Raw genomic sequence first — 22,939 nt, forward strand, 5'->3', positions numbered from 1 at the left:
AAAACTTGATGTACGTCAAAAAAAAGAGCATATTGCGCGCGTTTTATTGCTCTGGCGGGATGCCCTGTAAATGTCTTTGTACCAAAAAATGTTGATGTTCTATGCCGCGATGTCGGCGATTGCGTTTCTGATCACCTGGTTTCTCTCACACGATAAAAAACGCATCCGCTTTCTGAGCGCCTTCCTGGTCGGGGCGACCTGGCCGATGAGTTTCCCGGTGGCGCTGCTGTTTTCACTGTTTTAACTCGCCAGCAATGCCATCAGCGCCTGCCTGTCGGCATCAGTCAGATCCTGCGGGTGCTGATACCCCTTGTTCTCATTTGCCCGGGTATACAGCGCGACCAGCCAGTCATAGACATAGCGGCTGGCGGCGTGGACTGGCTGATCTTCAAGTTGCGTTAAACGCGCCATCGGCTGGCGTTTTTCCGCGCTGAAGATTGTCGCGCCTTGCGAAATTCGACTGGCGGGGCGATCTTTCTCTTCTGAACCAGCATAGCCAAGCCAGGCGATGAAATTGGCGATACAGGCGTGTAACTGTGCGCCGCAAACCTCTTCACGCTGCAATATTTGTTGTAATTGCTGTGGTAGTTGCAGGCGGTAGCTGGTTGTAATCAGAATGTCGATCACCTGTCTGAGCGTTGCCGGGGAGAGTCCCAGACGCTGGGCGTGGCTGTCATCCCGGCTCCACTGGCGAAGATGGTTAAGCCACAGCCGGTGCGCCTGATAGCCTGTCTCGTGGTGCTCAAATGTTGCTGGCGCGTCGCGAACGTCCGCAAAAAGATCAATAGCGTCATTGAACAGGCTGCTGACCTGTTCTTCACGCGGTTGCTGGACGCGAAGCAGGGTTTCAAAATGATGAACCGCCGGTAGCAGTCCGTTGAGCAGATCGCCGTGATGCGCTGCCTGTTGTTGAAGCTGGCGTATCACCGCTTCGTGGCTGACCGGTCCGGCAGGCTGAGACAACATCAGTTCACGAAGATGCTGCTGATGTTGCTTACACAACGCCTGTAAACGCGCCTGCCTTTGCGGTGCTGAAGTGGCCTGCGACAGCCATTCAATTAACCGCAACAGGCTGTGTTTATCCAGCGCCTGTAAGGTTCCCCAGTGTTGTCCTGGTTTGCCCATCAGATGCTGAACGGCCTCATCCAGATTTTGCCCTGTCGTGAAACGCGCATCCTGTGGCGTAATCGCCCACACCACGCCGGGCAACGCCGTTTCGCGTACAGGCTGGGTGTCATGAACCCAGTTAAGGAGTGTCCTCGCCGCAGCGGATGTCTGTGTCCGGGTCGCGGTGGCATTGCAGATCACCAGCACATCGGGTTGCAGGTGCTGCCGGTAATGCTCCAGCAGCCAGCCAAGCTTAGCCTGCCAGAGCGGCTGTGTGTGGTGAGGAGGGGCGACGGGAATATCGACAATATCGACGTTGTCCAGCACGCCATCATCGACGTTCAGCACCAGTTCCCGGGTGAGCAGGGCCAGCGATTCCTGCGCCAGACTGACGGCGTTAAGCCGCGTTTCATCCCCAAGCGGATGGACGACCACATCGCTTTGCACCTCTTGCGATGCCAGAGCATTTTGGGTGATAAAACTTTCTGACGGCAAACCAAACTGGTCGACCAAAAGACTCAGCGGCGCTGCGACGACGCCCGCGTGACCGGTTTGCTGGAGAATCTGCGCCAGTTTCAGCCACTGCTGCGTCAGTTCCGGTTGCTCTCCCCACAACAGCGACCATGCGCTGGCGCGGGTGGCGAGATCGACGGTCGGTAGCAATTGGGCAAACTGGTGCCACAGGCCGTCATCAATGTGCTGTTGCGACGCCGGGACGCAACGTCGCCAGAAACGGGCAATATTCGCCACCTCCTGCGCCGTCACGCCCTGATCCGGGTGCAACTGGCGCAGCGACTGCCACTTCTCCATGCGCGATTCAATAATCGCCTTTTCGACCTGCCGGTTACCGGGCTGGCTATACGCCTGGGCGATAAAAATCTGTACCAGTTCCGCTTCCGTGATGAGATGCAGACGCAGCGGCCACTCATCGTCAGATGCGCTTTGTTGTCGCGTAAAGCGCAGCGCCATGTTAGTGGGGGCGTGACCGGGATTAAGGTGGCTGAAATAGTCGAAGCTACGATCTGGCGTTATCACAGTAACCTTGCCATTTCCGTTACCGCACAGTGCGGTAATGAGATGCGCTTTTGCCGCCTGCGAATAGCCATACAATCCAATGCTGGCGCGGATATCCCGGGCGTTATTAAGGGCAGACTCCACCGCCGCGGCGGCGTTAAGCTGTGCCAGCAGCGCATCCGCTTCATCATCCAGCGTCGTTGCGTGCTGGCGGGTACGGTTAACCCACGCGATGGCGGCCTGAGTGGTATTCAACGTCTTGCTCATTTCAGGTACACGCTCCCGCTGTCAATCCAGTAGTGGCTGCCGCTGTGTCGGCGGTCGGCCAGGGTATTTAATTTCAGTGTCAGAAAGGAAGCCGGGACCGGCGTGCCGTCCTGCAACCAGGCGTCGCTCAGGACAAATGACTCCGGCCCGCTCTCTTTGTTACCGCCGCGCAGTTGCAGACGGACGTTTAACACGCCGTCCCCGGCAATATTTTTCGCCAGTTCGGCAGAGTTGATACTCAGGGTATACAGCGGCGTTGCAGGCCAGCGGCTGTTCGCCAGTTGGCGAAATCCGAGGGTGACATTACCGCGAAGCGGGAAGTGAACGCGGGTATCAAGCTTCGCGCCGGGCTTATCCAGGTCGATATCCTGATACCAGACGTTTTCGTCACGCAGCGTATTCACCGTATTGTCGAGCACGCCGAGATAGCGTACGGTCGAGTAAGCGCCAATATCAGCGGCTTTAAAATTGAAGCGCGGCAAGCGCAGATCCAGCGCCAGACTGCACAGCATGGCGCCGACGGCGGCGGTGGATTTCGGATTACCGATGCGTCCCTGTTGGCTGAACGGATACCATTCATGCACCCGGTAGTTGTCCATCCACACCATCCGGTTAACGGGGACGGGCTGCAAATGGCGGATCAGCGCCTGAACAGCAGGAAGGCAGGCCGGTCTGCCGGTGACCAGGAGCACATCGCAGCAATAGTGTGAAATGGCTTCACACACCGCATGCAGCGGCGAGGTCAATGTGAACTGACCGGCCAGCATCGCCTCCTGAAGTTCGCTGAACTGGACCTGTAACGGGACGCTAAAGAGATCAAACGCCGCTGACCCTGTTGGTAACGCATGTTCAATCGCCTGCTGAACATAGTTGAGCACGTTGCGGGTCGGGCGGTGGTTCAGCAGATCGCCAAAGGTTGCATGAAGTCCGGCTAACGGATCGTTAGCGTCGCTTTTTTCCCAGGCTGACAGCACCGCATGACCGAGGGGCATAAAGAGTTGCAGCGCGGTTTGTTGGCGCAAAACCGCCTGGGTGTCAATGCGTCCGGAGTCGCCAAACAGCGTGGCGAGCAGGGCGGCGGCGTCGGTGACGCCCGCCTGTTGCAGGCGAGTTTGCAGCGCGGGCAGGATGCATTTCTGAATAACGTCCAGCAGCAGGTCGTCTCCTGCAACCTTGAAACCTTCCCGGAATAACAGGTGCGGGGTAATTTTTACGTTCGCGCCAATACCGTCATCCAGTTGATAGTGGACAATGGCCATATCGGTGGTGCCACCGCCGATATCAATTGAGGCCACGCGCAGCGCCCGCCCTTTGGTCTCTCCCGGCTCCGGCAGCCGATCCGGGCGGGCAAGGGTATTAAAGAACGCTTCGTTGCGCCCGGCGTAATGCGAAATCGCTTCGTTATATAACCAGACCAGTTGCCCACAGCTTGCCTCATCCCATTCCATCTGGATCTCCGGTACCGGAACGAGGCTCTTTTCCTGTTGCTTACGGCTGCTGAAATCGTCGTCCTGCGGGTGCCAGCCCATTGCTTTCCAGACAATGGCAATCGCCTCGAACATGCGCAGGCGGAAGATCTCGCGTTCCTGTTTTGGCATTGCGGAAGGAAGCGTGAGGATGAGCGTTCGCAACTGGCGGGGCGACGCCGGAAACCCCAGACGCAGGCGGGTGGCGACGCTGTTAATTTGCCCCAATGCCTGCGCGAGGATCTCGCAGAGCATGTGAGTCATTAGCGTGCTGCGGCTGTACTGCGGAGAAAACACCGGCAGACGGTCATCCTGCGGCAGCGAGTAGAGCGGCTGGCCGTCGTCGTTCATCAGGTTCATCAGCGGAAAGGCGGTGGCGAGCGGTTCACGCTGGGTTTTGCTGTTCATCTGACTGAAGCGCCAGTCATGCAGGACCGGCGTTTCGTCCCACAGATAGCGCCGGGGGCTGGAGATGCCGCTGTTACCATCGGTTCCGACGCGCTGCATGGCCAGTTTGCGCGCCTCATCCCCGACGCGCACAATAGACGGCCAGATAAACGCATCTTCACGCCCGCTTTCGACGGAGAAATGCTGTTTGCCAAATCGTGCTTCGGAAAACTCAAGCCGACTGGTGAACAAAGGATCGTTAAGATACTGCGGTTCGCTCAGCGACCGGACCTGCAATTCCGCCGTCTGGCGCAGCCCGTCGTTGGCGTCACCGTGATCTTCAATCAATACGCCACAGGTATGGGTGTTTCCAACATCCAGAATCAGGTCCACCGGGATCGCCGGGGTACTCAGCGTGTGCGTCACCAGTTTAACTTCCGGGACCGTGAGCTGTTCACCCAACAGCGCCAGTAAATTCAGCCAGTGCGCCTGGTACTCAAAGTTACGCAGCGCCTGATTAATCGCCTGCTCGGTCCGGTTTTCCACCTGTGTGACATGATGGAGAAACGCTTCACGCAACCAGCCGTCGATCCAGGTCTGATCGAGAAAATCAGCGATCTCGTCATCCCGCCATGCCAGTGCAAAACGAGTTCCGTTCAGCAAATCGTTTTCGCACGGAGCGAGGGCGGCGGGCGTATTGCCGCTGAGCTGGCTGTCCAGGGCGAGCGTCAGGCGATGGGTATTGCCCGCGCTATCGGGTGCGGCGAGTTTACGTACCTGCACCCGTGCCCAGTTATCTGGCCCCTCAACGAAGGTTCGGGGGGGGTTAAAACGCAGGAAGGGCAGCGGCAGCCAGACGCCGTCCAGGACGTCCAGTGAATAATGCAGCGTTTGCGTACTTTCCGGTTTCACCACTTCCGGCTGCGAACCAGGGCGCGCTGGCAGGGTATAGCGGCCGTTAGCCAGATCGTAATCCAGGCGCAGCAGCGGCCCGTTCGCGGTTTTACGCACAAAGCGACCATGATGCGCGGATTCTTGTGGCGTCAGTCCAAAATCAAGAAACTGAACGCCGCTGTTTGCAATGAGCGAGACGCTCTGTTTGTAATCACACAAATTTACAAGCATAAAATCAGGCACCTGTCTTTTTGAACGTCAACGGGATCTCTGCTTTTGCATCAAAGCGGGCAGTACAGACAGCGACGTCATTGGTCCCGGCTTTACAGGTAATTTCCGGCATCGGGTAACGTGAACCGTCCGTGCAGCGCGCGTTACCGCGACTTTTAATCATTAATTCACCATTCTGATGCAGGCCAGAGAACAGCTCCGCGCGGCAGACGATGTTATCGCCATGAACCACCCGCGCCGTGCCTTTGTTGTTTTGAATCTGATAGCGCAGCGACGGCGCTTTTCCGGTGACGGGATCTTTCACCTCAATCATCACGCGCCAGTTACCATTCAGAAAACGGGTCGTTCCGGCTTTCATCTGGCTTGCGTCCATGACCAGCGCGTCTTTCGGGATGGCGGCAATCACCACGGGTTCGTCCACAGGTTTCGTTTTTTTAGCGACCGCGATGACCTCCGCCTGGTGCAGCGGCAGCGTGGCGAGCGCGGGCAACGGGGCCATGTCTGGCTGCGGCATATTGACAGTCTCTGTTGGTACGGCGGGTGTCTGTGTCTGCCACAGCACAGGGGCGGCAATCGCCGCGACGATCACGGCGGCAACCGGCAGGCTCCACAGCGGCAAACGACGCGTCGGTTTAGCGGCGACGGGCGGGGTATTTTCTTCGGTTACGGTAAGCACAGGCTCCGGCATGATGACCGGTTCAGGCTCGCTGACAGGAACTATCGGCGCAGAGAGTAGCGGTTCATCCGCGCGGGCAAAAGTGACGTCTGGCGCCGGTTCTTCGGTCACTTCCGGTTCTGTATGCAACTCGGGTTGCGGCTCTTCCTGCTTGCGCAGGCACGCAAGGACATCCTCACGGCTGTTCTCATTGAGATTGATAAAGCCCCAGAAGGTAATCACCGGCTTGCCATCCACCAGAAAAACGTGATTCTCCCCAGGGAACTGGACGGCTTTTTCCAGCAGTGAGCCGAACAATTGCAGCGCGGTTTTACCGGACTGGAGGCTCTTGCGACTCAGGACGGCAGCGCTTTCCAGGGTGGCGGAAAGGTGGCGCAGCGCGCGAAAACGGGTCTCATCATCGGCGGCTTTCCATGCGATGGGCTGGCCTTCAAGGGGGGAATACCAGTCGACCCGGTCGCCACCGTCATTCACTTGTGGAATGGCGAGACAATCAACCATCGCCAGTTGTTTACGCAGACGGAGCGTTTCGCGAATTTGTAGCGCTGAATCAAAGACGGCCTGACCGCCACCGCCGACGGCCTGATAGTCGTCCAGATTGCCGCTACGCAAGAGTGTTTTTGCCACGTTTTAATCCCTAAGACTTTTTCACCCATCTACTTTACGGTTTCGTGCTGCGAGCAAACGGCGGAAGAGAGGCCAAAAGGGGCGAATTTTCACGGCATAGATAGATTGACGAGTTCAAAAAGACTTAAGGGAAATTCAGCCCTAATGAGCAGATTATTAGCGTAAACTGAGACGGATTTGCTATAAGTGGCAGAGCCTGATGGCAGTGATTTTTCAAAAGCGAAACTGAATTAAGGAGTTTTTATGTCAAATCTGGAAGAGGTGAGTGCCCGTGTGGACGCCGCCATTGAGGAGTGTGTGGTAAGCCATATGAACGAACTGTTGATCGCGTTAAGCGATGACGCGCAGTTGAGCCGTGAAGATCGCTATACGCAACAGCAACGTTTGAGAACGGCTATTGCGCATCACGGTCGTCAGCACAAGGAAGATATGGAAGCACGTCGCGAACAGCTAACCAAAGGCGGCTCGATTCTTTAATTTTGGTGCAGTGTGCCGGATGACGCTGCGCTTATTTGGCATAGGGCGATGAGGATGTGTAGGCCTGATAAGCGTAGCGTCATCAGGCGTTCAAAACTGGCGTCTGGCGACCAGCCAGGCGCCGACCACCAGCATTACGGCACCGCAAACCGGGCCGATCAAGGATTTGAGCGGGATGCCGTGGCTGCGTAGAATATCCAGCACCAGACCGCCAATCAACTGACTGGCAACCAGTACGGCGATGGTGGTCGCTGCCCCCAGATGCTGATAACCGCTGATGCTGGCGAAAACGAAGAAGGATCCCAGCAGACCGGGGATCAGTGTCCACCAGCGCACGCTGGCAACCAGTTCACCGAATCCTGCCATTCCCTGTTTAAACCACAAAATGCTGACGAACAGTACGATACCGACCAGCGAGTTCAGCAACATGGCGATAAGTATTGTTGACGACGTCTGGGTGATCCGCACCATCAGCGTGTTCTGCACCACCAGCCCAATGCCAGCGGCAATCAGAAAGGCGAGGGTGAGCGACTGGTTCATCCGCGGGCGTCCGGTTGCTGGCGGTCGTCAAGCTGCAACTGCATAAAGGTCAGGTCGAGCCAGCGCCCAAATTTAGTGCCGACCTGCGGCATTTGCGCGGTAGTTTTAAATCCGAGCGTGTCATGCAGGTGCAACGAGGCGTGGTTTTGCGATTCAATTCCGGCCACCATCACATGCTTACCGCAGGCGCGGGCTTGCTCAATCAACCGGCTGAGAAGTTGACGCCCCAGACCTTTACCCTGATGCGCCGGATGAACATAAACGGAATGTTCCACAGTGTGGCGAAAGCCATCGAAATTGCGCCAGTCGCCAAACGAGGCATAGCCCGTGACAACGTCACCTTCAACGCTCACCAGGACCGGATAACCCAATGATTGTCGCGCTTCATACCAGGCGATGCGGTTATCGGTGTCGACGGTCTGGTCGTTCCAGATAGCCGCCGTATGCACTACCGCATGGTTGTAGATCTCTGCGATGGCGGCGCAGTCCTCTTTAGTGGCGAATCGAATGGACATGTTGAACCTCGGGAAGGTGTTCACTATAGTGTTACGATATGAATACTATTGAAGACAGCATAAATCAACGGATCAGTGCAAGAATTCGCATTGAACGAGAGTCTCGCGGCTGGTCGCTGACCGATCTGGCCGAGCGGGCAGGCGTGTCGCGGGCGATGATCCACAAAATTGAGCGCGGCGAGAGCAGCCCGACGGCGACGCTACTTGGCAGACTTTCCGGCGCGTTTGCTATCAGCATGTCCACGCTGATTGCGCGTGCTGAAATGCAGGAGGGCAAACTCTCCCGCTTTGCCGATCAACCCGTCTGGCACGATCCGCAGAGTCATTATCTGCGCCGCCATGTGTCTCCGCGTAGCGATCTGCCGATTGATCTTGTGCAAATCGAGCTTCCGGCGGGCAGTGACATCCCGATGCCCGCGTCATCCTACGTTCAGGCCCGTCAGTTGATCTGGCTGCAACAGGGAGAACTGATATTTGTGGAAGGTGAAACGCGACACGAGATGAAAGCGGGAGACTGCCTGGAACTGGGGCCGCCAAACGACTGTCGTTTTATCAATGAGACGACGCAACCCTGCGTTTACCTCGTTGTGCGCTTAAACCTGAGCGGGAGTTAAAGATCAACGTCGTGGAATATCGCTATGGCGGCACAGGCCGCCATAAAAAATGTGCAAAACTGAAAAACCCAGCTTTAATTATATCACCGCGTAGCAGACGGAAAATCTGATAAGGCAGTTAACATAACGCGGATAAATTATTTTTTTACTATTTATAAACCAGGCGAAACTTTACCAATTAAACCCGGAGGTTTAATTGCGATTGGCTATTTTATGAGGTGAAGAAATAAATGCCTGGTCTGGAAAAGTTGCAACACATCAGTCTCACTACGCAAGTTGAAAAAGGGCTAAAAGACAGACTCAGTATTGGTGCGCTACGCCCTGGCACCAGACTTATCACGAAGAACATTGCAGAGGAGTTAGGGATCAGCATTACCCCGGTACGGGAGGCGCTTTTACGCCTGGTTTCCTCGAGCGCATTAGCCATTGCCCCCGCACAGGCTTTTATGGTTCCGGACATCAATATGATGCGGTTTAACGAAATTATTCATATTCGCAGTGAACTGGAAGGTATGGCGGTGGCAGCGGCCGCCGGGCAGGTTACACCGGAGCGAATGGAGATTCTGCAATCGCTACTGGCGGCTTACCAGCAGTCGTTTGTCAATGGCACAACAGAAGAGCGTCTTCTGGCGAATCGGGCTTTTCGCTTTAAAATCTACCAGTTTGCCAATATGCCGATATTGACGGAATTAATTGAACAGCTCTGGGTGAGAATGGGCCCGAGCCTGCATTTTCTCTATGACGCAGCAGAAAAAGAGACACTCAGGAATAACGTGGAGCAGTATCAACATTTGCTGGACAGGATAAGTGTGGGAAATAAAGAGGACAGTTGCCAGTGTTTATTGGATATCATCCATGAGAATGTAGCAATAATTAAACAACAATATATTAATTAAGTATCAATAAAATATAGCGGGGTTTTTCCCCGCTATTGTCGCATTAATCTGCAGGCTTACTCAAAATGCCAGGCCAGATTGACCCCGACACCGTAGTTACGTCCCGGCGCGGGTTCGTAGTAACGGCCATTCGATTCATTGACGATGACCGAGCTGACATACTCTTTATCGAACAGGTTGTCGACGCGACCAAACAGGTCCACCGTAAGGCTGCTGACGTTGAATTTATAGCCCGTGTTCAGGCCCACGACGGTATAAGAGGGTGCTTTGGCGGTATTCTCATCGTCGGCCATGATATCCCCCATGTAGTGTGCATCCGCTCCTGCATACCAGCCTTCGTCCGGTACGTAGCCCAGAGAGGCGAAACCCATGTTCCGCGCGATGCCTGGCATCCGGTTACCATTGCAGTTTTGGTCGCTGCATACGTTGCTGCGATAGGTTGCATCAAGCCAGGTCCAGGAGGCGTTGAATCGCCAGTTGCCGGCAAAGCGCTGGTCCCAGGCAAGTTCTGCACCCTGGCGGCGGGTTTTTCCGGCATTTTTGTACGTTGTGCGCCCGCCGCTGCTCGAATCCACCACCAGTTCGTCATCGGTATCCGTCTGAAACAGGGCGGCGGTGAGTAATCCATCGCCAATCCGGGTTTTACTGCCCATTTCCAGCGTGTTGTTGGTCGACGGTTTGAGATCCAGATTCATCCCGCTTTGACCGTCAGCGCGATAAGACAGCTCATTAATGGTCGGTGTTTCGAAGCCACGGCCTGCGGCAAGATAGACGTTCCATGCGTCCGTTAACGCATATTTCAGCGACGCGGCAGGCAACCATTTGTGATAGCTGGCATCTCCGCTGTCATCGCCATTGCCTGGCGTGATGTAATGGTCGTTGGAGTCAAACCAGACCGAACTGTAGCGGACGCCCGCATCCAGCGACAGTTTCTCGGTCAGTTGCCATTGGCTCTGCAAATAGGGATCCACGTTCCACATCAAATTGCGTTCATCGCGGCGCAGGTCGCCTTTCTGACCGTACTCTGGTACACCGTTATTCAAACGATAGTTGTTATAGCCCTTACGGTTTTCACTCATATTTTCGTAGTTCAAACCGGTAGTGAAGGTGACGGGAACGCCAAACACGCCACGGTGCGTCCAGCGACTGTCGATCCCCTGGTAATGCCGCTGCAAGCTGATAACGCCACCGGCATGAGAAGGGCGAAGCTGCGGTGCCATCGGGATCGACTGATACTGAGTAGTTTCCCGTTCACCGGCGTACAGCATTACGCTCATGTCATCAAAGGCACTGAGCTGGCGCTCATAGCGCAACCCGGCCTGCGTCTGTTTGATTGTCTTTCGCGTGTGGTATTGCTCTGCGCGGGGAGATTGCTGCGGATTGTCCCGCCACTCCGATTCCGTCAGCCCGCCGGGATCGTCAGCGTGGATATCAACGCTGTTAACAATCAGGCTCAGTTTGCTGGCATCGTCAATCCGCACGCCCAGCTTTGCATTCGCCAGATTTTTCTGCGCGCCGCTGCGATCGCGATAACCGTGCGTGGTGAAACGCGTGGTGGAAACCGTGTAATCCACATCGCCTGCCTGGGTGCCGTCACCCATCGCACCAGTCGCTTTCAGACCGTAACGCCAGCTACCGAAACTGCCGTAATAGCTGCTCGCTTCAATCGTCGGCGGCTGCTGTCCGGTTTGTGTCGTGACATTCATCACGCCGCCGGAGGCGTTGCCATACAGGGCAGAGAAGGGGCCACGCAGCACGTCGACATTCTGCACGCTCGTGAGATCGATATTTGATGTCTGGCCCTGTCCATCCGGCATGGTGGCCGGGATCCCGTCGACATACAGACGGATGCCCCGAATACCATAGGTGGAGCGTGAACCGAATCCACGTATGGAAATCTGTAAATCCTGCGCATAGTTTTGCCGGTTTTGCACCTGAAGTCCGGGTACGCGGGTCAACGATTCAGACAGGTTGATGCGTGGCGTTGCCAGCCGCATATCTTCACCGTCCACCACGCTGACGGCGGCCGGGGTATCGAGTTCTGAAATTGCCTGTGGCGAGGCGCTGACGATGAGGGTCTGTTCTTCTGCGGCATCGTCTGCGACAACCTGTGAGGAGAACACCAGCGGGAGAAAAAATGCGGGAACTGCAGTGTATCGTGTGGAAATCATCTTCATGAAAAAGGCCAGTTAAAGTGAACGTACCCAGCGGTATGTGAGTTCAATGTTAACGAATTTGTAAATGTTTGAAAATTTTAACGGCACGATGCGTTAAAAATTAAGGAAAAATTTAAAAAGATTGTAGTCAGGATGCGAAGAAATGCTCCACATTCATATGAATAATGATTACCATTCCCATCTATAAAGCAGAGCAATACCATGATGTTGCTCATTGAAGCGATGTGAAGCAGCAAATTAGCGATTTATCAAAGGGAGTCGTCATGCATTTTCGTCATCTGTTTTCACCGCGTCTGCAGAGTACTTTGCTGTTAGGTTCACTGCTGGTTGCTTCTTCGTTTAGTGCTCAGGCTGCAGAAGAAATGCTGCGTAAAGGCGTGGGCAAGGGCGCCTACGAAATGGCCCTGAGCCAGCAGGAAAACGCGCTGTGGTTGGCCACCTCCCAGAGCCGCAAGCTGGATAAAGGCGGCATCGTCTATCGTCTGGATCCTGTTACGCTGGAGGTGACTCAGGTTATCCATAACGATCTCAAGCCGTTTGGTGCCACCATCAACAATACGACGCAGACGCTGTGGTTCGGTAACACGGTGAACAGTGCCGTCACCGCCATTGATGCGAAAACGAGCGAAATAAAAGGTCGTCTGGTTCTCGATGCCCGGAAGCGTTCAGAGGATGTGCGTCCGCTGCAACCGCGTGAACTGGTGGTTGATGAAGCCACTAACACGGTCTACATCAGCGGTCTCGGCAAAGAGAGCGTCATCTGGGTGGTGGATGGAGACAAGATCGCGCTGAAAGAGACGATTCAGAATACCGGTAAGATGAGCACCGGTCTGGCGATTGACAGCAACGCGAAACGTCTGTACACCACGAATGCGGACGGCGAGTTCATCACCATTGATACCGCCACTCACAAAATCCTCAGCCGTAAAAAACTGCTGGATGACGGCAAGGAGCATTTCTTTATTAACCTGAGCCTGGACACTGCCGGACATCGCGCGTTTGTGACCGACTCGAAAGCGGCAGAAGTGCTGGTCGTCGATACCCGCAATGGCGCCGTCCTGGCGAAAATCGCCGCGCCGGAATCACTGGCCGTGTTGTTTAACCCGACGCGTAATGAAGTGTACGTGACACATCGTCAGGCGGGTAAAGTGAGCGTGATTGATGCGAAGAGCTACAGCGTGGTGAAGACGTTCGATACGCCAACCTTCCCGAACAGCCTGGCGCTGTCGGCCGACGGGAAAACGCTGTACGTTAGCGTGAAGCAGAAATCGACGCGCGAGAAAGAAGCCACCGAGCCGGATGATGTGATTCGTATCGCCCTGTAAGACGCCGGGAGGTTATGAAGACTACCGCCTGATGGCGCTTCGCTTATCAGGCCTACGCCTGAATGGTGTTGTAGGCCGGGTAAGGCGAAGCCGTCACCCGGCAGATCCGTGAAGGGACAATCTGATAAGGCCTGCCCGAAAGTGCAGGCCTTATTATTTATGGCGCGTTACGGTGTATTTCCGCTACGCGCTTACGCACACCATACCAGCCGGCGACCAGCAGAATGGCGATGAGCGGCAATGAAGCAATGGTATACGTCCCGTTCGGGTAATCGAACGCCATCAGCACCAGCACGCTTATCAAAAACAGCAGCGTTAACCACGAAGTAAACGGCGCGCCTGGCAGTTTAAAACTGACATCAGCCGCTTTCCCTTCTTTGATTGCCTGACGTAACCGTAGCTGGCAAACGACGATAAAACCCCATGACGCGATAATGCCCAGCGAGGCAAAGTTCAGCACGATTTCGAAGACCTGCGAAGGGACCAGATAGTTAAGGAATACCCCCACCACATACACGACCAGCGTTGCCAGGATCCCGGCATACGGAACATGCTGGCGGCTCATCTTACTCATGAATTTCGGTGCAGAACCGCCCATCGCCATCGAACGCAAAATACGTCCGGTGCAATACAAACCGGAATTCAGGCTGGAGAGCGCGGCAGTCAGCACAACGATGTTCATGATGCTGCCGATATAGGGAACGCCCAGTTTCGAGAAGAAGGTGACAAACGGGCTTTGGCCCGCCTGATACGCATTCCACGGCAGCAACAGCACCAGCAGCAGCACAGAGCCGACATAAAACAGGCCGATTCGCCAGATAACACTGTTGATGGCTTTTGGCACCATCGTCTGCGGATCCTTACACTCACCCGCGGCGGTTCCGACCAGTTCGATGGAAGCGAAGGCAAAAACCACCCCTTGCACCAGCACCAGCGCAGGCAGCAAACCGTGAGGGAAGAAGCCGCCATTATCGGTAATCAGATGAAACCCCGTGGCGTTTCCATCCAGCGGTTTTCCTGAGCCAAGGAAAAGGGTTCCCACCACCAGAAAAAGAACAATGGCCAGCACTTTAACCAGCGCAAACCAGAACTCCATCTCGGCAAACCACTTCACGCCGATCATGTTCATGGTGCCGACAATCGCCAGCGCCCCCAGCGCAAAGACCCATTGCGGTACATCGCCAAATGCGCCCCAGTAGTGCATATACAGCGCCACCGCGGTGATGTCGACGATACCGGTCATCGCCCAGTTGATGAAGTACATCCATCCCGCAACATAGGCCGCTTTCTCACCAAGAAATTCACGTGCCCAGGAGACAAAACTGCCGCTGGAAGGGCGGTGTAAAACGAGTTCGCCCAGCGCACGAAGAATAAAGAATGAGAAAATCCCACATACCAGATAAACCAGCGCCAGCGCAGGGCCAGCCATCTGCAGGCGCGCGCCTGCGCCCAGAAATAAGCCCGTACCGATGGCGCCGCCGATGGCGATCATCTGTACCTGGCGGTTGCCCATTGCTTTGTGATAACCCTCTTCATGGGCATTCAACCAGCGGCGTTTCGCAGCGCGCTGTTCCGACGCCGTGGTGTCTTGTGTATTCATTACGTTTTCTGTTCCCCTGTCTGATTGCTAAGGCTATTTATCGCGCACCAGGTGCTGCGATGCCGGTGAGTTTTCCCGTCATTCTGTGTAGGGATAAAGACACCGGCGGAGCATCCTACCTGCAAATAATACCCGGTGCAAAATAGTCGTTTTCGAATGGTCATATCGGGTAATAATCAATCAAAACTGATGACAGAATCTGGTTGGGAGGTGTGTGTTCTGGCGGAACGTGAATGCGCATGCCATTTTCCATTCAGCCCCCAGAAAGCGATACCAGAAGTGCAGTCTGCTCTACACTTAACCTTTTACCCTGTAGGAGGCAGCATGATAAAGGTGTATGGGGCACCGGGCTGGGGGTCCGCAATCAGTGAATTAATGCTTACGCTGGCCGACATTCCGTATCGCTTTGTTGATGTCAGCGGATTTGATCGCGAAGGACCGCAGCGCGACCTGCTGAAAAAAATCAATCCGTTGTGTCAGGTGCCAACCCTGACGCTGGAAAATGGCGAGGTGATGACCGAAACGGCGGCGATAGCGCTGATGGTACTCGACAGACGCCCCGATCTCGCTCCGCCAATTGGCCGTACTGAACGCCAGCAGTTTCAGCGTTTGTTAATCTGGCTTGTGGCGAATGTCTATCCCACGTTTACCCTGGCGGACTATCCCGAGCGCTGGGTTACCGATGCGCCTGCACAGTTGAAAGCAAGCTGTATTGAATACCGCAAATCACTTTATCGCTGGCTGAATGCGCAATTGAGCGCAGAACCGTATGCGTTTGGCGAACAGCTCACGCTGCTGGATTGCTATCTCTGCGTTATGCGCACCTGGGGACCTGGACATGACTGGTTCCAGGACAATACGCCTAATATCAGTGCGATAGCCGATGCCGTGTGCCAGCGCCCTGAACTACGCCAGGTCCTGAAAAACAATGAAATTATCTGAGAACGGGCGACTGCGGCAGGAAATGACATAAAAAACGCTGTTCCGACGGAGTGCAATCCCGGAACAGCGGGGGCGAAGCATTCGCCATACGGACAATCAGGCAACTGACGGTGTCAGTGTAATGCGATCCAATGGTCCGACAATAAACAGATAGGAGATGAGACCAATAAGTCCCATTGCACCGACATACAGGATTGCAAAGTCGAATGACTGGGTATTAGCCAGAATTACCCCAATCACCAGTGGCGTAATGATACTTGCCATGTTGCCACACATATTGAATACCCCTCCGGCGATGCCCAGTACCTCTTTCGGTGAGGTATCACTGAGGACACACCAGCCGAGGTTGCCGAAACCTTTAGCAAAAAATGCCAGACTCATCGCGGCGATCACCACGAATTCCGACGAGGTGTAGTTGGCAATAACAATGACACAGGAGAGCAGCATCCCGCAGATAACCGGCAATTTACGCGCGACAGTCAGGTTGTAACCGCGCTTGAGTAACCAGTCGGAAAAAACGCCCCCCAACAGGCCGCCAATAAACCCGGCAATGGCCGGAATACTGGCGACAAATCCCACTTTCAGAATCGACATCCCCTTGGCCTGATACAAATAAGTTGGAAACCAGGTCAGGAAGAACCAGGTGATGGAGGTGACACAGAACTGCCCAATGTAGACTCCAATCATCATCCGGTTGACGCAAACGCTTTTGATTTGTGCAAAAGTGACTTTTTGCGGCTCTTTTTTACTGCCGAGCATCGGTTCACCACCGCCATCGCGAATATAGTCAATTTCTTGTTGGTTGACTTTAGGGTGGTGCATAGGGTCTTTGACGTTAATTAACCAGAATATGCCAAGGATCACGCCAATAGCACCGATATAATAAAAGACAAAATGCCAACTTAAATTATGCAGAATAATGGTCATCAGCGGGGTAATAATCCCCAGCGAGATATATTGTGCTGCCTGATAGACCGACGTCACAAAACCGCGTTCATTATTCGGAAACCACTGCACGCTCAAGCGGCTGTTTGCCGGGAAAGCCGGGGCTTCAATAGCACCCATCAGTAAACGCAAAATAATCAGAACAATCAACGGGCTGGCATACAGATAAATGGTGCCCTGAAACATGGTGACCAGCGACCATCCGATGAGTGCGCAGCCATAGACGAGGCGAGAACCGTACCGGTCTAATAACCAGCCGCCGGGTAATTGCATAATGACATAGGCAATCCCAAAAGAGGAAAAAGCCAGACCCATAGCTTCCGGGTCAAAACCCAACTCTTTACTCATAATAGGCGCGACGACAGATAACGTGGCGCGATCGGCATAATTAAAGACGGTTGCGAGAAATAAAAATATCAGAATGCTGTAACGCACTTTGCTGCGCTTTATTATAGTGTTCATTCTCTACTCCTCAGGTAAGGGCAGAAAGCGTTGTGTAGGGTAAGCGAGCGGGAAGGCGTCCCGCCCACAGACATTAAGGACGTTTACCAAATTCGCAGCTTAATTGTGTCCAGCGGCGAGCCTGTTCGCTCAGGGTGAAGCCCAGACCATGACGATCCGAAATCCACATACGCCCGTCGCGCAGCTCAAGCTGCTCATTAAACAGTGGGTTCAGCCATTCGAAATGTTCCAGCCACGGTTCCAGCGGATAGGCTGCAGAGAGATGAAGGTGAACTTCCATGGCAAAATGTGGGGCGAGTTTACGACCGTGCTTTGCAGCCAGATCCATGATCTTCAGGAACGGTGAGATACCGCCAACACGTGGGGCATCGGGCTGAACGAAGTCGCTGGCGTTGCCGAGAATGAGCTGTTCATGTTCACGGAAGCTGGTAAGCATTTCGCCGGTCGCGATGGGCGTGTCCAGTGCGGCGGCAAGCTGAGCGTGGCCTTCTACATCGTAGGCGTCCAGTGGCTCCTCAATCCAGATGAGATTGAACTGCTCCATTTTTCGTCCCATGCGAATGGCGGTTTCACGATCCCATTGCTGGTTGGCGTCCACCATTAGCGGGAAGTCGTCACCCAGGGCTTCGCGCACGGCGGTTAAGCGGCGGATATCCTCAGCGCAGTCTGGCTGTCCCACTTTCAGCTTGATACCGCCGATGCCGTTTTCACGTGAAATCACCACATTTTTCAATACCTGATCGAGCGGTGTATGCAGGAAACCGCCTGAGGTGTTGTAGCACTGCACGGAATCGCGGTGCGCGCCTAACAATTTAGCCAGTGGCAAGCCGGCACGTTTGGCTTTCATATCCCAGAGGGCGATATCGATAGGGGAGATGGCCTGAACCGCCATGCCGCTACGTCCTACAGATGCGCCAGCCCACAACAGTTTGGTGTAGATCTTATCGATGTCATTAGGATCTTCCCCCAGCAGATTGTCGGCAATCTCTTTCGCATGCGCATAAATGCCCTGACCGCCTGCACGTTTTGAATAGCTGAATCCCACGCCATCGAAGCCATCACGGGTACGGATCTCGGCGATGATGATAGCTACCTCGGTGAGAGGTTTCTGGCGTCCGGTCAACACTTTCGCGTCACTTACCGGCGTTGCCAGTGGGAGAAACGCCAGTGACAACTTTACCCACTCGATACGGTCACCGGTTTCCGCTGCGGTACGTGCATTGGCCGCTTTGGCATAGGTTACCGCTTCAGAATTCGCGCTTAAAGACATGTTACTCTCCTTATTGATACAAAATGATTGCGCTAACATTTCTATTATTAGGCTTTTTATAAATCCAGAGAGTTGATGTTGATTTGAACAATTGATCACATATGGCGAATAAAGAAGGAGATTTCCTGCAAACAATGTCACGTTCCAGACGTCTCTGTTAAAATGCACAACATACAATGATGGCGCTAACATTTTATGTATAGCACGTTACAGCTAACATGCTGTATTTGCGGCGTTTCCGGGGTTGAAGCTGGAATTAGCCCTAAGCATGATGAATAATGCATCGATAAATCAGCAATTTTTACAAGGGCATCAACCGTGAAGAGCACTAAATCCCCTCGCGCGCCGACGCTGGAAGATGTTGCCCGCAGCGCTGGATTATCGTCCATGACGGTGAGCCGCGCGCTGAACACGCCGCAACTGGTGCGTCCGAAAACCGTTGAAAGAGTGATGCAGGCGGTGCGTACCACGGGCTATATTCCCAACGCACTGGCAGGAGGGCTGGCGTCGCGGCGCAGCAAATTAATCGCTGTCGTCGTACCACAAATCAATAACAACATGTTTGTGGATACCATTCAGTCGTTGAGCGATGAGCTGGCAAGGCGTGGCTATCATATTCTGCTGTGTGTCGCGGGTTATACCGAACAAACGGAAGCGGAACTGGTGGCGACGTTGCTTTCTCGCCGTCCCGACGGCGTGGTATTAACCGGCATTCATCACACCAGCGAACTAAAAAAAGTGATCCTGAACGCAGCCATTCCGGTAGTCGAAATTTGGGATCTGACGCCAACGCCGCTCGATATGCTGGTCGGCTTCTCCCATGAAAAGGTCGGCCAGGCTACGGGTGAGTATCTGTTGCGTAAAGGGTATCGTCGACCCGGTTTACTGTGGACGGCCGATCGCCGGGCCGGCCAGCGTAAACAAGGGCTGTGCAGCGTACTGGCTGGACATAATATCTCTGAAGTGCCGCAGATCGATGTGCCGCTTCCTGCCTCACTGTCACTTGGACGCAGCGGACTCTCGCAGCTTTTTGCCGAAGGGGCGTTCGATGTGATTGTCTGTAGTTCCGACACCCTTGCGCAGGGGGCGATGATGGAAGCGGAAAGCCGGGGCTTACGCATTCCGCAGGATCTGGCCGTCATCGGGTTTGGCGATCTCGATTTTGCCGCCAGTAACCGTCCGTCAATCACCACTGTCAGCGTGGACCGGCGTGCCATTGGACAGCGCGCTGCTACGCTATTGGCTAACCGGATAGAACAGAGAGCGGGCGAAGAGGCCATTATCGATATTGGTTTTCACCTGGTTGAGCGTGAGTCCGCATAAACCGACACAGGCTTCAGTTCAACTGTGCTAGTTTTACTCGCACACTACCAATAAGGAATCTGCCATGCCGCACGTTGATATTAAATGTTTTCCCCGCGACCTTAATGATGAACAAAAAGCGGCGCTGGCCGCAGACATTACCGACGTCATTATTCGTCATCTGAACAGTAAAGAGCGCTCGGTGAGCGTGGCGCTTAATCAAATTCCCGAAGAGCAGTGGCAGGGGATTTGGGACAGCGAAATTAAGCCGCAGATGGAAGAATTGATTAAAAAACCCGGCTACAGCATGTAAAAAATTATGCCCGGACGCGAACGCTGACCGGGCGTACATTTTACCGTCAGAGCAACGGAATATCCTCAAGCGCGGTATAGATGTTTAGCCCATGCTCACGGGCGACCTCAATATCCATATCGGCCCCGCGTGACGCACCCGCAATTCGATATATCGCATCACAGCGCGTAATAAGACGGTGGGCGACCGGGTAGATCATTGACTCGCTGATGTCGTCATCCAACGCGGTGGATCCGGCTGCTTTTGCCAGCGGTAACGCCAGCCATTCGCCAATCACCGGAACATGCCCGCGCTGATATACCGCCAGGGCCGCTTCTTCGAGACGCAGAAGGTTGGCGTCCATCAGTTCTTGTTTACCTTCCGTACCACTTCGCCAGGGGCCAGCGATTAAAATTAATTGTGCGGTCATGTCGAGTTCTCATTCAGTGTTTGCATGAAGCAGAAATGCGTATTTCTGCACGTTTTGATTGCCTGATCGGCTTTCTGTTTGTACAGTAAACATCATAAACAGCAAATTCGTGCACGATCAAGATCAATCGTGCATATTCAGGAAAAAACGTATGCTCACCGATCAGCGTAAGAAAGTGATACTGGAGCTGCTGGCCGCAGAAGGTCAGGTGTTGTCGAAAGCGCTTAGCCAACGGTTTGCGGTCTCTGAAGACACTATCCGACGCGATTTGCGGGAACTCGCTGCCGACGGTTTTTTACAGCGCGTGCATGGCGGGGCGCTGCCATCCTCGTCCGCCACTGGCTCCTTTCTCGAAAGAAAGTCGTTGAAAACGGATGCAAAAAGGCGACTTGCGCAGAAGGGGGCCACGCTCATTTCCCCAGGCCAGGTGGTGATTATTGACGGCGGTACAACGACCACAGAGCTTATCGCCTGTCTGCCTGACGATCTCAATATCACTGTGGTGACCCATAGTCCGGGGATCGCGCTGGGCCTTGTTAATCATCCACTTATCGAGATCATACTGATCGGCGGTCGGGTGTTTAAACACTCCATCGTCACGGTTGGGGCGGCGGCGATGGAGGGAATTGGCAACATTCAGGCCGATCTCTTTTTCATGGGGGTCACGGGCATCCACCCGGAGGCGGGCTTAACCACCGGAGATTACGAAGAAGCGTGCATCAAACGTGCATTTTCCGGCAGAGCCGCAGAAACCATTGTCCTCGCCTCACCGGAAAAGATAAGCACCGCCTCGCCATTTACGATTGGCAGCGTCTCCCTCATCAATACCGTCGTCGTTGAGGAAAACACCGACGACGGCTGGGTTAAGGCGATGGCGGCGAAAGGGATTACGGTAGTGAAAGCCTGATTATCCCGCGGTGACGCGTTTGCCGCTGGTGACAAAGGTCCCTGCGCCGAGGTGATGCAGGGTATTGAGTTTGTCGTCATCAAACTGCCAGCGGCCATCGATAAATACCCGTTCGTCCGCGGCGGCGCTGACCACTTCACCGAATAAGGTGTCGTACTTCTCCTGCGCTGCCGTGGCGGGCAGCAGCCGACACTCCATCCAGGCGAGACATTTCTCCTCTACGACCGGCAAGCCTAATACCGGCCCCGTAACCACCGGAATGCCATAACAGTTGAATTTATCTTCGTCGCGCCCGGTCACGCTGCCGACGGCATACGTCCAGTTAGTTGCCGCCACGCCGGGAATGACGATGCCAAACATACCGCTGTATTCAATTAATTCACGCGACCAGGCCGTTTTATCAACCACAATCGCGATTCGCGGCGGCGCAAATTCAACGGGCATTGACCAGGCGGCTGCCATAATATTTCGCCTGTTGCTGATAGTGTCACGGCTGGTAATCAGCACCGTAGGGCCATGATTGAGCAGGCGGCTGGCATGGCGTAATTCGACAGGATGGAATCGGCTCATAAGATTGTCTCGCAACGGTTTTTTCTGAGTATTAATGAAAACCGGCATTGCGCCAACCGGGGAATAACATCTGTCTCACTCTTTTGGGACATCGTTTATACTCGGTGAATTAACTGAAAGTCTCACCACAGGAAACCTGATGACACCGATCCTGAATGCGTATTTTGCCCGATTAAACTGGTCCGGGCGCACTGAAGTTGGCATCGAGACGCTTCGGGCACTGCACCTGCAACATAACTGTACGATCCCCTTTGAAAATCTGGATGTTCTGCTGCCGCGGGAAATGCAGCTTGACGATCTGTCGCTTGAGGAGAAACTGATTACGGCGCGTCGCGGCGGCTATTGTTTTGAGCAAAATGGCGTGTTTGAACGGGTGTTGCGCGAACTGGGCTTTATGGTCCGCAGTCTGCTGGGACGCGTGGTGCTGGCGAATCCGCCAAGCCTGCCGCCACGTACACACCGTCTGCTGCTGGTTGAACTGGACGGCGAAGCCTGGATTGCCGATGTCGGTTTTGGTGGTCAGACGCTGACCGCGCCGATTCGTTTACAGGCGGATATCGCACAGCAAACACCGCACGGCGAATACCGCTTGTTGCAGGAGGGGGATGACTGGATATTGCAGTTCCGCCATCACGAACACTGGCAGTCGATGTACCGTTTCGATTTGGTTACGCAGCAGCAAAGCGATCATGTGATCGGTAATTTCTGGTCAGCGCACTGGCCGCAGTCGCATTTTCGCCACCATCTGCTGATGTGCCGTCATTTGCCGGACGGCGGGAAGCTGACGCTGACCAACTTTCATTTCACCCATTATGAAAATGGGCGGGCGGTCGAGCAGATCCATCTGCCGGATGCTTCATCACTATATTCGCTGATGCAGGAACGTTTTGGCCTGGGTGTGAATGACCCCAGACATGGCTTTACCGAAGCGGAATTAGGCAGAGTGATGGCGGCGTTTGATACCCATCCGGAAGCCGGAAAGTGAGATGTCGCCCGGCAGATTGCC

Annotated in this window: 21 protein-coding genes; 10 read left to right on the plus strand and 11 right to left on the minus strand. The window is 54.4% G+C overall.

The genetic code is table 11. The features are described from left to right. Positions 1 to 70 precede the first annotated feature (70 nt). Positions 71 to 244 (plus strand): GhoT/OrtT family toxin, encoded by a 174-nt coding sequence (locus tag WB371_RS12175; RefSeq protein WP_336220328.1) that lies wholly within the window; start codon positions 71 to 73, stop codon positions 242 to 244. Here the strand turns inward: WB371_RS12175 and WB371_RS12180 are convergent. The 3 genes from WB371_RS12180 to WB371_RS12190 are packed head-to-tail and all read right to left on the minus strand — an operon-like array spanning position 241 to position 6,669. Continuing rightward, positions 241 to 2,388 carry a virulence factor SrfC family protein gene (locus WB371_RS12180; RefSeq protein ID WP_336220329.1) on the minus strand — a complete coding sequence of 716 codons (2,148 nt, stop codon included), beginning with the start codon at positions 2,386 to 2,388 and terminating at the stop codon, positions 241 to 243. The two genes, WB371_RS12175 and WB371_RS12180, sit on opposite strands and share 4 nt — an antisense overlap. Beyond that, positions 2,385 to 5,366 carry a virulence factor SrfB gene (locus WB371_RS12185; protein ID WP_336220330.1) on the minus strand — a complete coding sequence of 994 codons (2,982 nt, stop codon included), beginning with the start codon at positions 5,364 to 5,366 and terminating at the stop codon, positions 2,385 to 2,387. Before WB371_RS12185 ends, WB371_RS12180 begins: the two co-directional genes overlap by 4 nt. Positions 5,367 to 5,370: 4 nt before the next feature. Next, positions 5,371 to 6,669, minus strand: a complete 1,299-nt coding sequence (locus tag WB371_RS12190) for an SrfA family protein (RefSeq protein WP_336220331.1) — start codon at positions 6,667 to 6,669, stop codon at positions 5,371 to 5,373. A 243-nt stretch (positions 6,670 to 6,912) separates the two neighbouring features. Here WB371_RS12190 and WB371_RS12195 point away from each other — a divergent pair, with 243 nt between their 5' ends. Beyond that, positions 6,913 to 7,146: a YdcY family protein gene (locus WB371_RS12195; protein ID WP_336220332.1), complete on the plus strand. Its 234-nt coding sequence runs from the start codon at positions 6,913 to 6,915 to the stop codon at positions 7,144 to 7,146. Positions 7,147 to 7,236: 90 nt separating this feature from the next. Here WB371_RS12195 and WB371_RS12200 read toward each other — a convergent pair whose 3' ends face one another. Beyond that, the gene (locus WB371_RS12200) at positions 7,237 to 7,686 is read right to left on the minus strand and encodes a DMT family transporter (RefSeq protein ID WP_336220333.1); all 450 of its coding nucleotides are present in this window, start codon (positions 7,684 to 7,686) and stop codon (positions 7,237 to 7,239) included. Further along, entirely contained in the window at positions 7,683 to 8,201 is a 519-nt protein-coding gene (locus WB371_RS12205) for a GNAT family N-acetyltransferase (protein ID WP_336220334.1), read from the minus strand. Before WB371_RS12205 ends, WB371_RS12200 begins: the two co-directional genes overlap by 4 nt. 38 nt (positions 8,202 to 8,239) lie before the next feature. On the opposite strand from WB371_RS12205, the gene WB371_RS12210 reads away from it, so the two are divergent. Both WB371_RS12210 and WB371_RS12215 read left to right on the plus strand, forming a co-directional pair. Next, positions 8,240 to 8,815, plus strand: a complete 576-nt coding sequence (locus tag WB371_RS12210) for an XRE family transcriptional regulator (protein ID WP_336220335.1) — start codon at positions 8,240 to 8,242, stop codon at positions 8,813 to 8,815. 230 nt (positions 8,816 to 9,045) lie between these two features. Continuing rightward, positions 9,046 to 9,711, plus strand: a complete 666-nt coding sequence (locus WB371_RS12215) for a GntR family transcriptional regulator (protein WP_336220336.1) — start codon at positions 9,046 to 9,048, stop codon at positions 9,709 to 9,711. Between the two features lie 56 nt (positions 9,712 to 9,767). On the opposite strand, the gene pqqU is transcribed toward WB371_RS12215, so the two are convergent. Then, positions 9,768 to 11,888 (minus strand): TonB-dependent receptor PqqU, encoded by a 2,121-nt coding sequence (gene pqqU / locus WB371_RS12220; protein WP_336220337.1) that lies wholly within the window; start codon positions 11,886 to 11,888, stop codon positions 9,768 to 9,770. Between the two features lie 263 nt (positions 11,889 to 12,151). On the opposite strand from pqqU, the gene WB371_RS12225 reads away from it, so the two are divergent. Further along, a complete protein-coding gene (locus WB371_RS12225; protein WP_336220338.1) occupies positions 12,152 to 13,213 on the plus strand; it encodes a YncE family protein in 1,062 nt (353 codons plus the stop codon). Positions 13,214 to 13,370: 157 nt separating this feature from the next. Here the strand turns inward: WB371_RS12225 and ansP are convergent, their stop codons facing one another. Continuing rightward, positions 13,371 to 14,813 carry an L-asparagine permease gene (gene ansP / locus WB371_RS12230; protein WP_336220339.1) on the minus strand — a complete coding sequence of 481 codons (1,443 nt, stop codon included), beginning with the start codon at positions 14,811 to 14,813 and terminating at the stop codon, positions 13,371 to 13,373. A gap of 324 nt (positions 14,814 to 15,137) precedes the next feature. Between ansP and WB371_RS12235 the strand changes: the two genes are divergently transcribed. After that, a complete protein-coding gene (locus WB371_RS12235; protein WP_336220340.1) occupies positions 15,138 to 15,755 on the plus strand; it encodes a glutathione S-transferase family protein in 618 nt (205 codons plus the stop codon). Between the two features lie 96 nt (positions 15,756 to 15,851). Here the strand turns inward: WB371_RS12235 and WB371_RS12240 are convergent, their stop codons facing one another. Together WB371_RS12240 and WB371_RS12245 are read right to left on the minus strand one after the other, a co-directional pair. Next, positions 15,852 to 17,162, minus strand: coding sequence for an MFS transporter (locus WB371_RS12240; RefSeq protein WP_336220341.1), 1,311 nt, complete (start codon positions 17,160 to 17,162; stop codon positions 15,852 to 15,854). A 73-nt stretch (positions 17,163 to 17,235) separates the two neighbouring features. Further along, positions 17,236 to 18,432: an L-talarate/galactarate dehydratase gene (locus WB371_RS12245; RefSeq protein WP_336220342.1), complete on the minus strand. Its 1,197-nt coding sequence runs from the start codon at positions 18,430 to 18,432 to the stop codon at positions 17,236 to 17,238. Between the two features lie 318 nt (positions 18,433 to 18,750). Between WB371_RS12245 and WB371_RS12250 the strand changes: the two genes are divergently transcribed. Further along, positions 18,751 to 19,755, plus strand: coding sequence for a LacI family DNA-binding transcriptional regulator (locus WB371_RS12250; protein WP_336220344.1), 1,005 nt, complete (start codon positions 18,751 to 18,753; stop codon positions 19,753 to 19,755). Between the two features lie 64 nt (positions 19,756 to 19,819). Further along, the gene (gene pptA / locus WB371_RS12255) at positions 19,820 to 20,047 is read left to right on the plus strand and encodes a tautomerase PptA (RefSeq protein ID WP_336220345.1); all 228 of its coding nucleotides are present in this window, start codon (positions 19,820 to 19,822) and stop codon (positions 20,045 to 20,047) included. Positions 20,048 to 20,093: 46 nt separating this feature from the next. Here the strand turns inward: pptA and WB371_RS12260 are convergent, their stop codons facing one another. Next, entirely contained in the window at positions 20,094 to 20,456 is a 363-nt protein-coding gene (locus tag WB371_RS12260) for a DUF4406 domain-containing protein (protein ID WP_336220346.1), read from the minus strand. A 151-nt stretch (positions 20,457 to 20,607) separates the two neighbouring features. On the opposite strand from WB371_RS12260, the gene WB371_RS12265 reads away from it, so the two are divergent. Beyond that, positions 20,608 to 21,363, plus strand: a complete 756-nt coding sequence (locus WB371_RS12265; RefSeq protein WP_336220347.1) for a DeoR/GlpR family DNA-binding transcription regulator — start codon at positions 20,608 to 20,610, stop codon at positions 21,361 to 21,363. On the opposite strand, the gene WB371_RS12270 is transcribed toward WB371_RS12265, so the two are convergent. Continuing rightward, entirely contained in the window at positions 21,364 to 21,933 is a 570-nt protein-coding gene (locus WB371_RS12270) for a flavin reductase family protein (RefSeq protein ID WP_336220348.1), read from the minus strand. It lies immediately after the preceding gene. A gap of 139 nt (positions 21,934 to 22,072) precedes the next feature. On the opposite strand from WB371_RS12270, the gene nhoA reads away from it, so the two are divergent. Further along, a complete protein-coding gene (gene nhoA, locus WB371_RS12275) occupies positions 22,073 to 22,918 on the plus strand; it encodes an N-hydroxyarylamine O-acetyltransferase (protein ID WP_336220349.1) in 846 nt (281 codons plus the stop codon). The last annotated feature ends 21 nt before the right edge of the window (positions 22,919 to 22,939 follow it).

This window comes from Citrobacter amalonaticus (assembly GCF_037053465.1).
Classification (GTDB): domain Bacteria; phylum Pseudomonadota; class Gammaproteobacteria; order Enterobacterales; family Enterobacteriaceae; genus Citrobacter_A; species Citrobacter_A amalonaticus_H.

Excerpts from the sequence above, each read along its gene's own strand:
- WB371_RS12175 (WP_336220328.1), top strand. The coding sequence starts at position 71 with ATGTCTTTGTACCAAAAAATGTTGATGTTCTATGCCGCGATGTCGGCG.
- WB371_RS12180 (WP_336220329.1), bottom strand. The coding sequence starts at position 2,388 with ATGAGCAAGACGTTGAATACCACTCAGGCCGCCATCGCGTGGGTTAAC.
- WB371_RS12185 (WP_336220330.1), bottom strand. The coding sequence starts at position 5,366 with ATGCTTGTAAATTTGTGTGATTACAAACAGAGCGTCTCGCTCATTGCA.
- WB371_RS12195 (WP_336220332.1), top strand. The coding sequence starts at position 6,913 with ATGTCAAATCTGGAAGAGGTGAGTGCCCGTGTGGACGCCGCCATTGAG.
- WB371_RS12200 (WP_336220333.1), bottom strand. The coding sequence starts at position 7,686 with ATGAACCAGTCGCTCACCCTCGCCTTTCTGATTGCCGCTGGCATTGGG.
- WB371_RS12205 (WP_336220334.1), bottom strand. The coding sequence starts at position 8,201 with ATGTCCATTCGATTCGCCACTAAAGAGGACTGCGCCGCCATCGCAGAG.
- WB371_RS12210 (WP_336220335.1), top strand. The coding sequence starts at position 8,240 with ATGAATACTATTGAAGACAGCATAAATCAACGGATCAGTGCAAGAATT.
- WB371_RS12215 (WP_336220336.1), top strand. The coding sequence starts at position 9,046 with ATGCCTGGTCTGGAAAAGTTGCAACACATCAGTCTCACTACGCAAGTT.
- pqqU (WP_336220337.1), bottom strand. The coding sequence starts at position 11,888 with ATGAAGATGATTTCCACACGATACACTGCAGTTCCCGCATTTTTTCTC.
- WB371_RS12225 (WP_336220338.1), top strand. The coding sequence starts at position 12,152 with ATGCATTTTCGTCATCTGTTTTCACCGCGTCTGCAGAGTACTTTGCTG.
- ansP (WP_336220339.1), bottom strand. The coding sequence starts at position 14,813 with ATGAATACACAAGACACCACGGCGTCGGAACAGCGCGCTGCGAAACGC.
- WB371_RS12235 (WP_336220340.1), top strand. The coding sequence starts at position 15,138 with ATGATAAAGGTGTATGGGGCACCGGGCTGGGGGTCCGCAATCAGTGAA.
- WB371_RS12240 (WP_336220341.1), bottom strand. The coding sequence starts at position 17,162 with ATGAACACTATAATAAAGCGCAGCAAAGTGCGTTACAGCATTCTGATA.
- WB371_RS12245 (WP_336220342.1), bottom strand. The coding sequence starts at position 18,432 with ATGTCTTTAAGCGCGAATTCTGAAGCGGTAACCTATGCCAAAGCGGCC.
- pptA (WP_336220345.1), top strand. The coding sequence starts at position 19,820 with ATGCCGCACGTTGATATTAAATGTTTTCCCCGCGACCTTAATGATGAA.
- WB371_RS12260 (WP_336220346.1), bottom strand. The coding sequence starts at position 20,456 with ATGACCGCACAATTAATTTTAATCGCTGGCCCCTGGCGAAGTGGTACG.
- WB371_RS12265 (WP_336220347.1), top strand. The coding sequence starts at position 20,608 with ATGCTCACCGATCAGCGTAAGAAAGTGATACTGGAGCTGCTGGCCGCA.
- WB371_RS12270 (WP_336220348.1), bottom strand. The coding sequence starts at position 21,933 with ATGAGCCGATTCCATCCTGTCGAATTACGCCATGCCAGCCGCCTGCTC.
- nhoA (WP_336220349.1), top strand. The coding sequence starts at position 22,073 with ATGACACCGATCCTGAATGCGTATTTTGCCCGATTAAACTGGTCCGGG.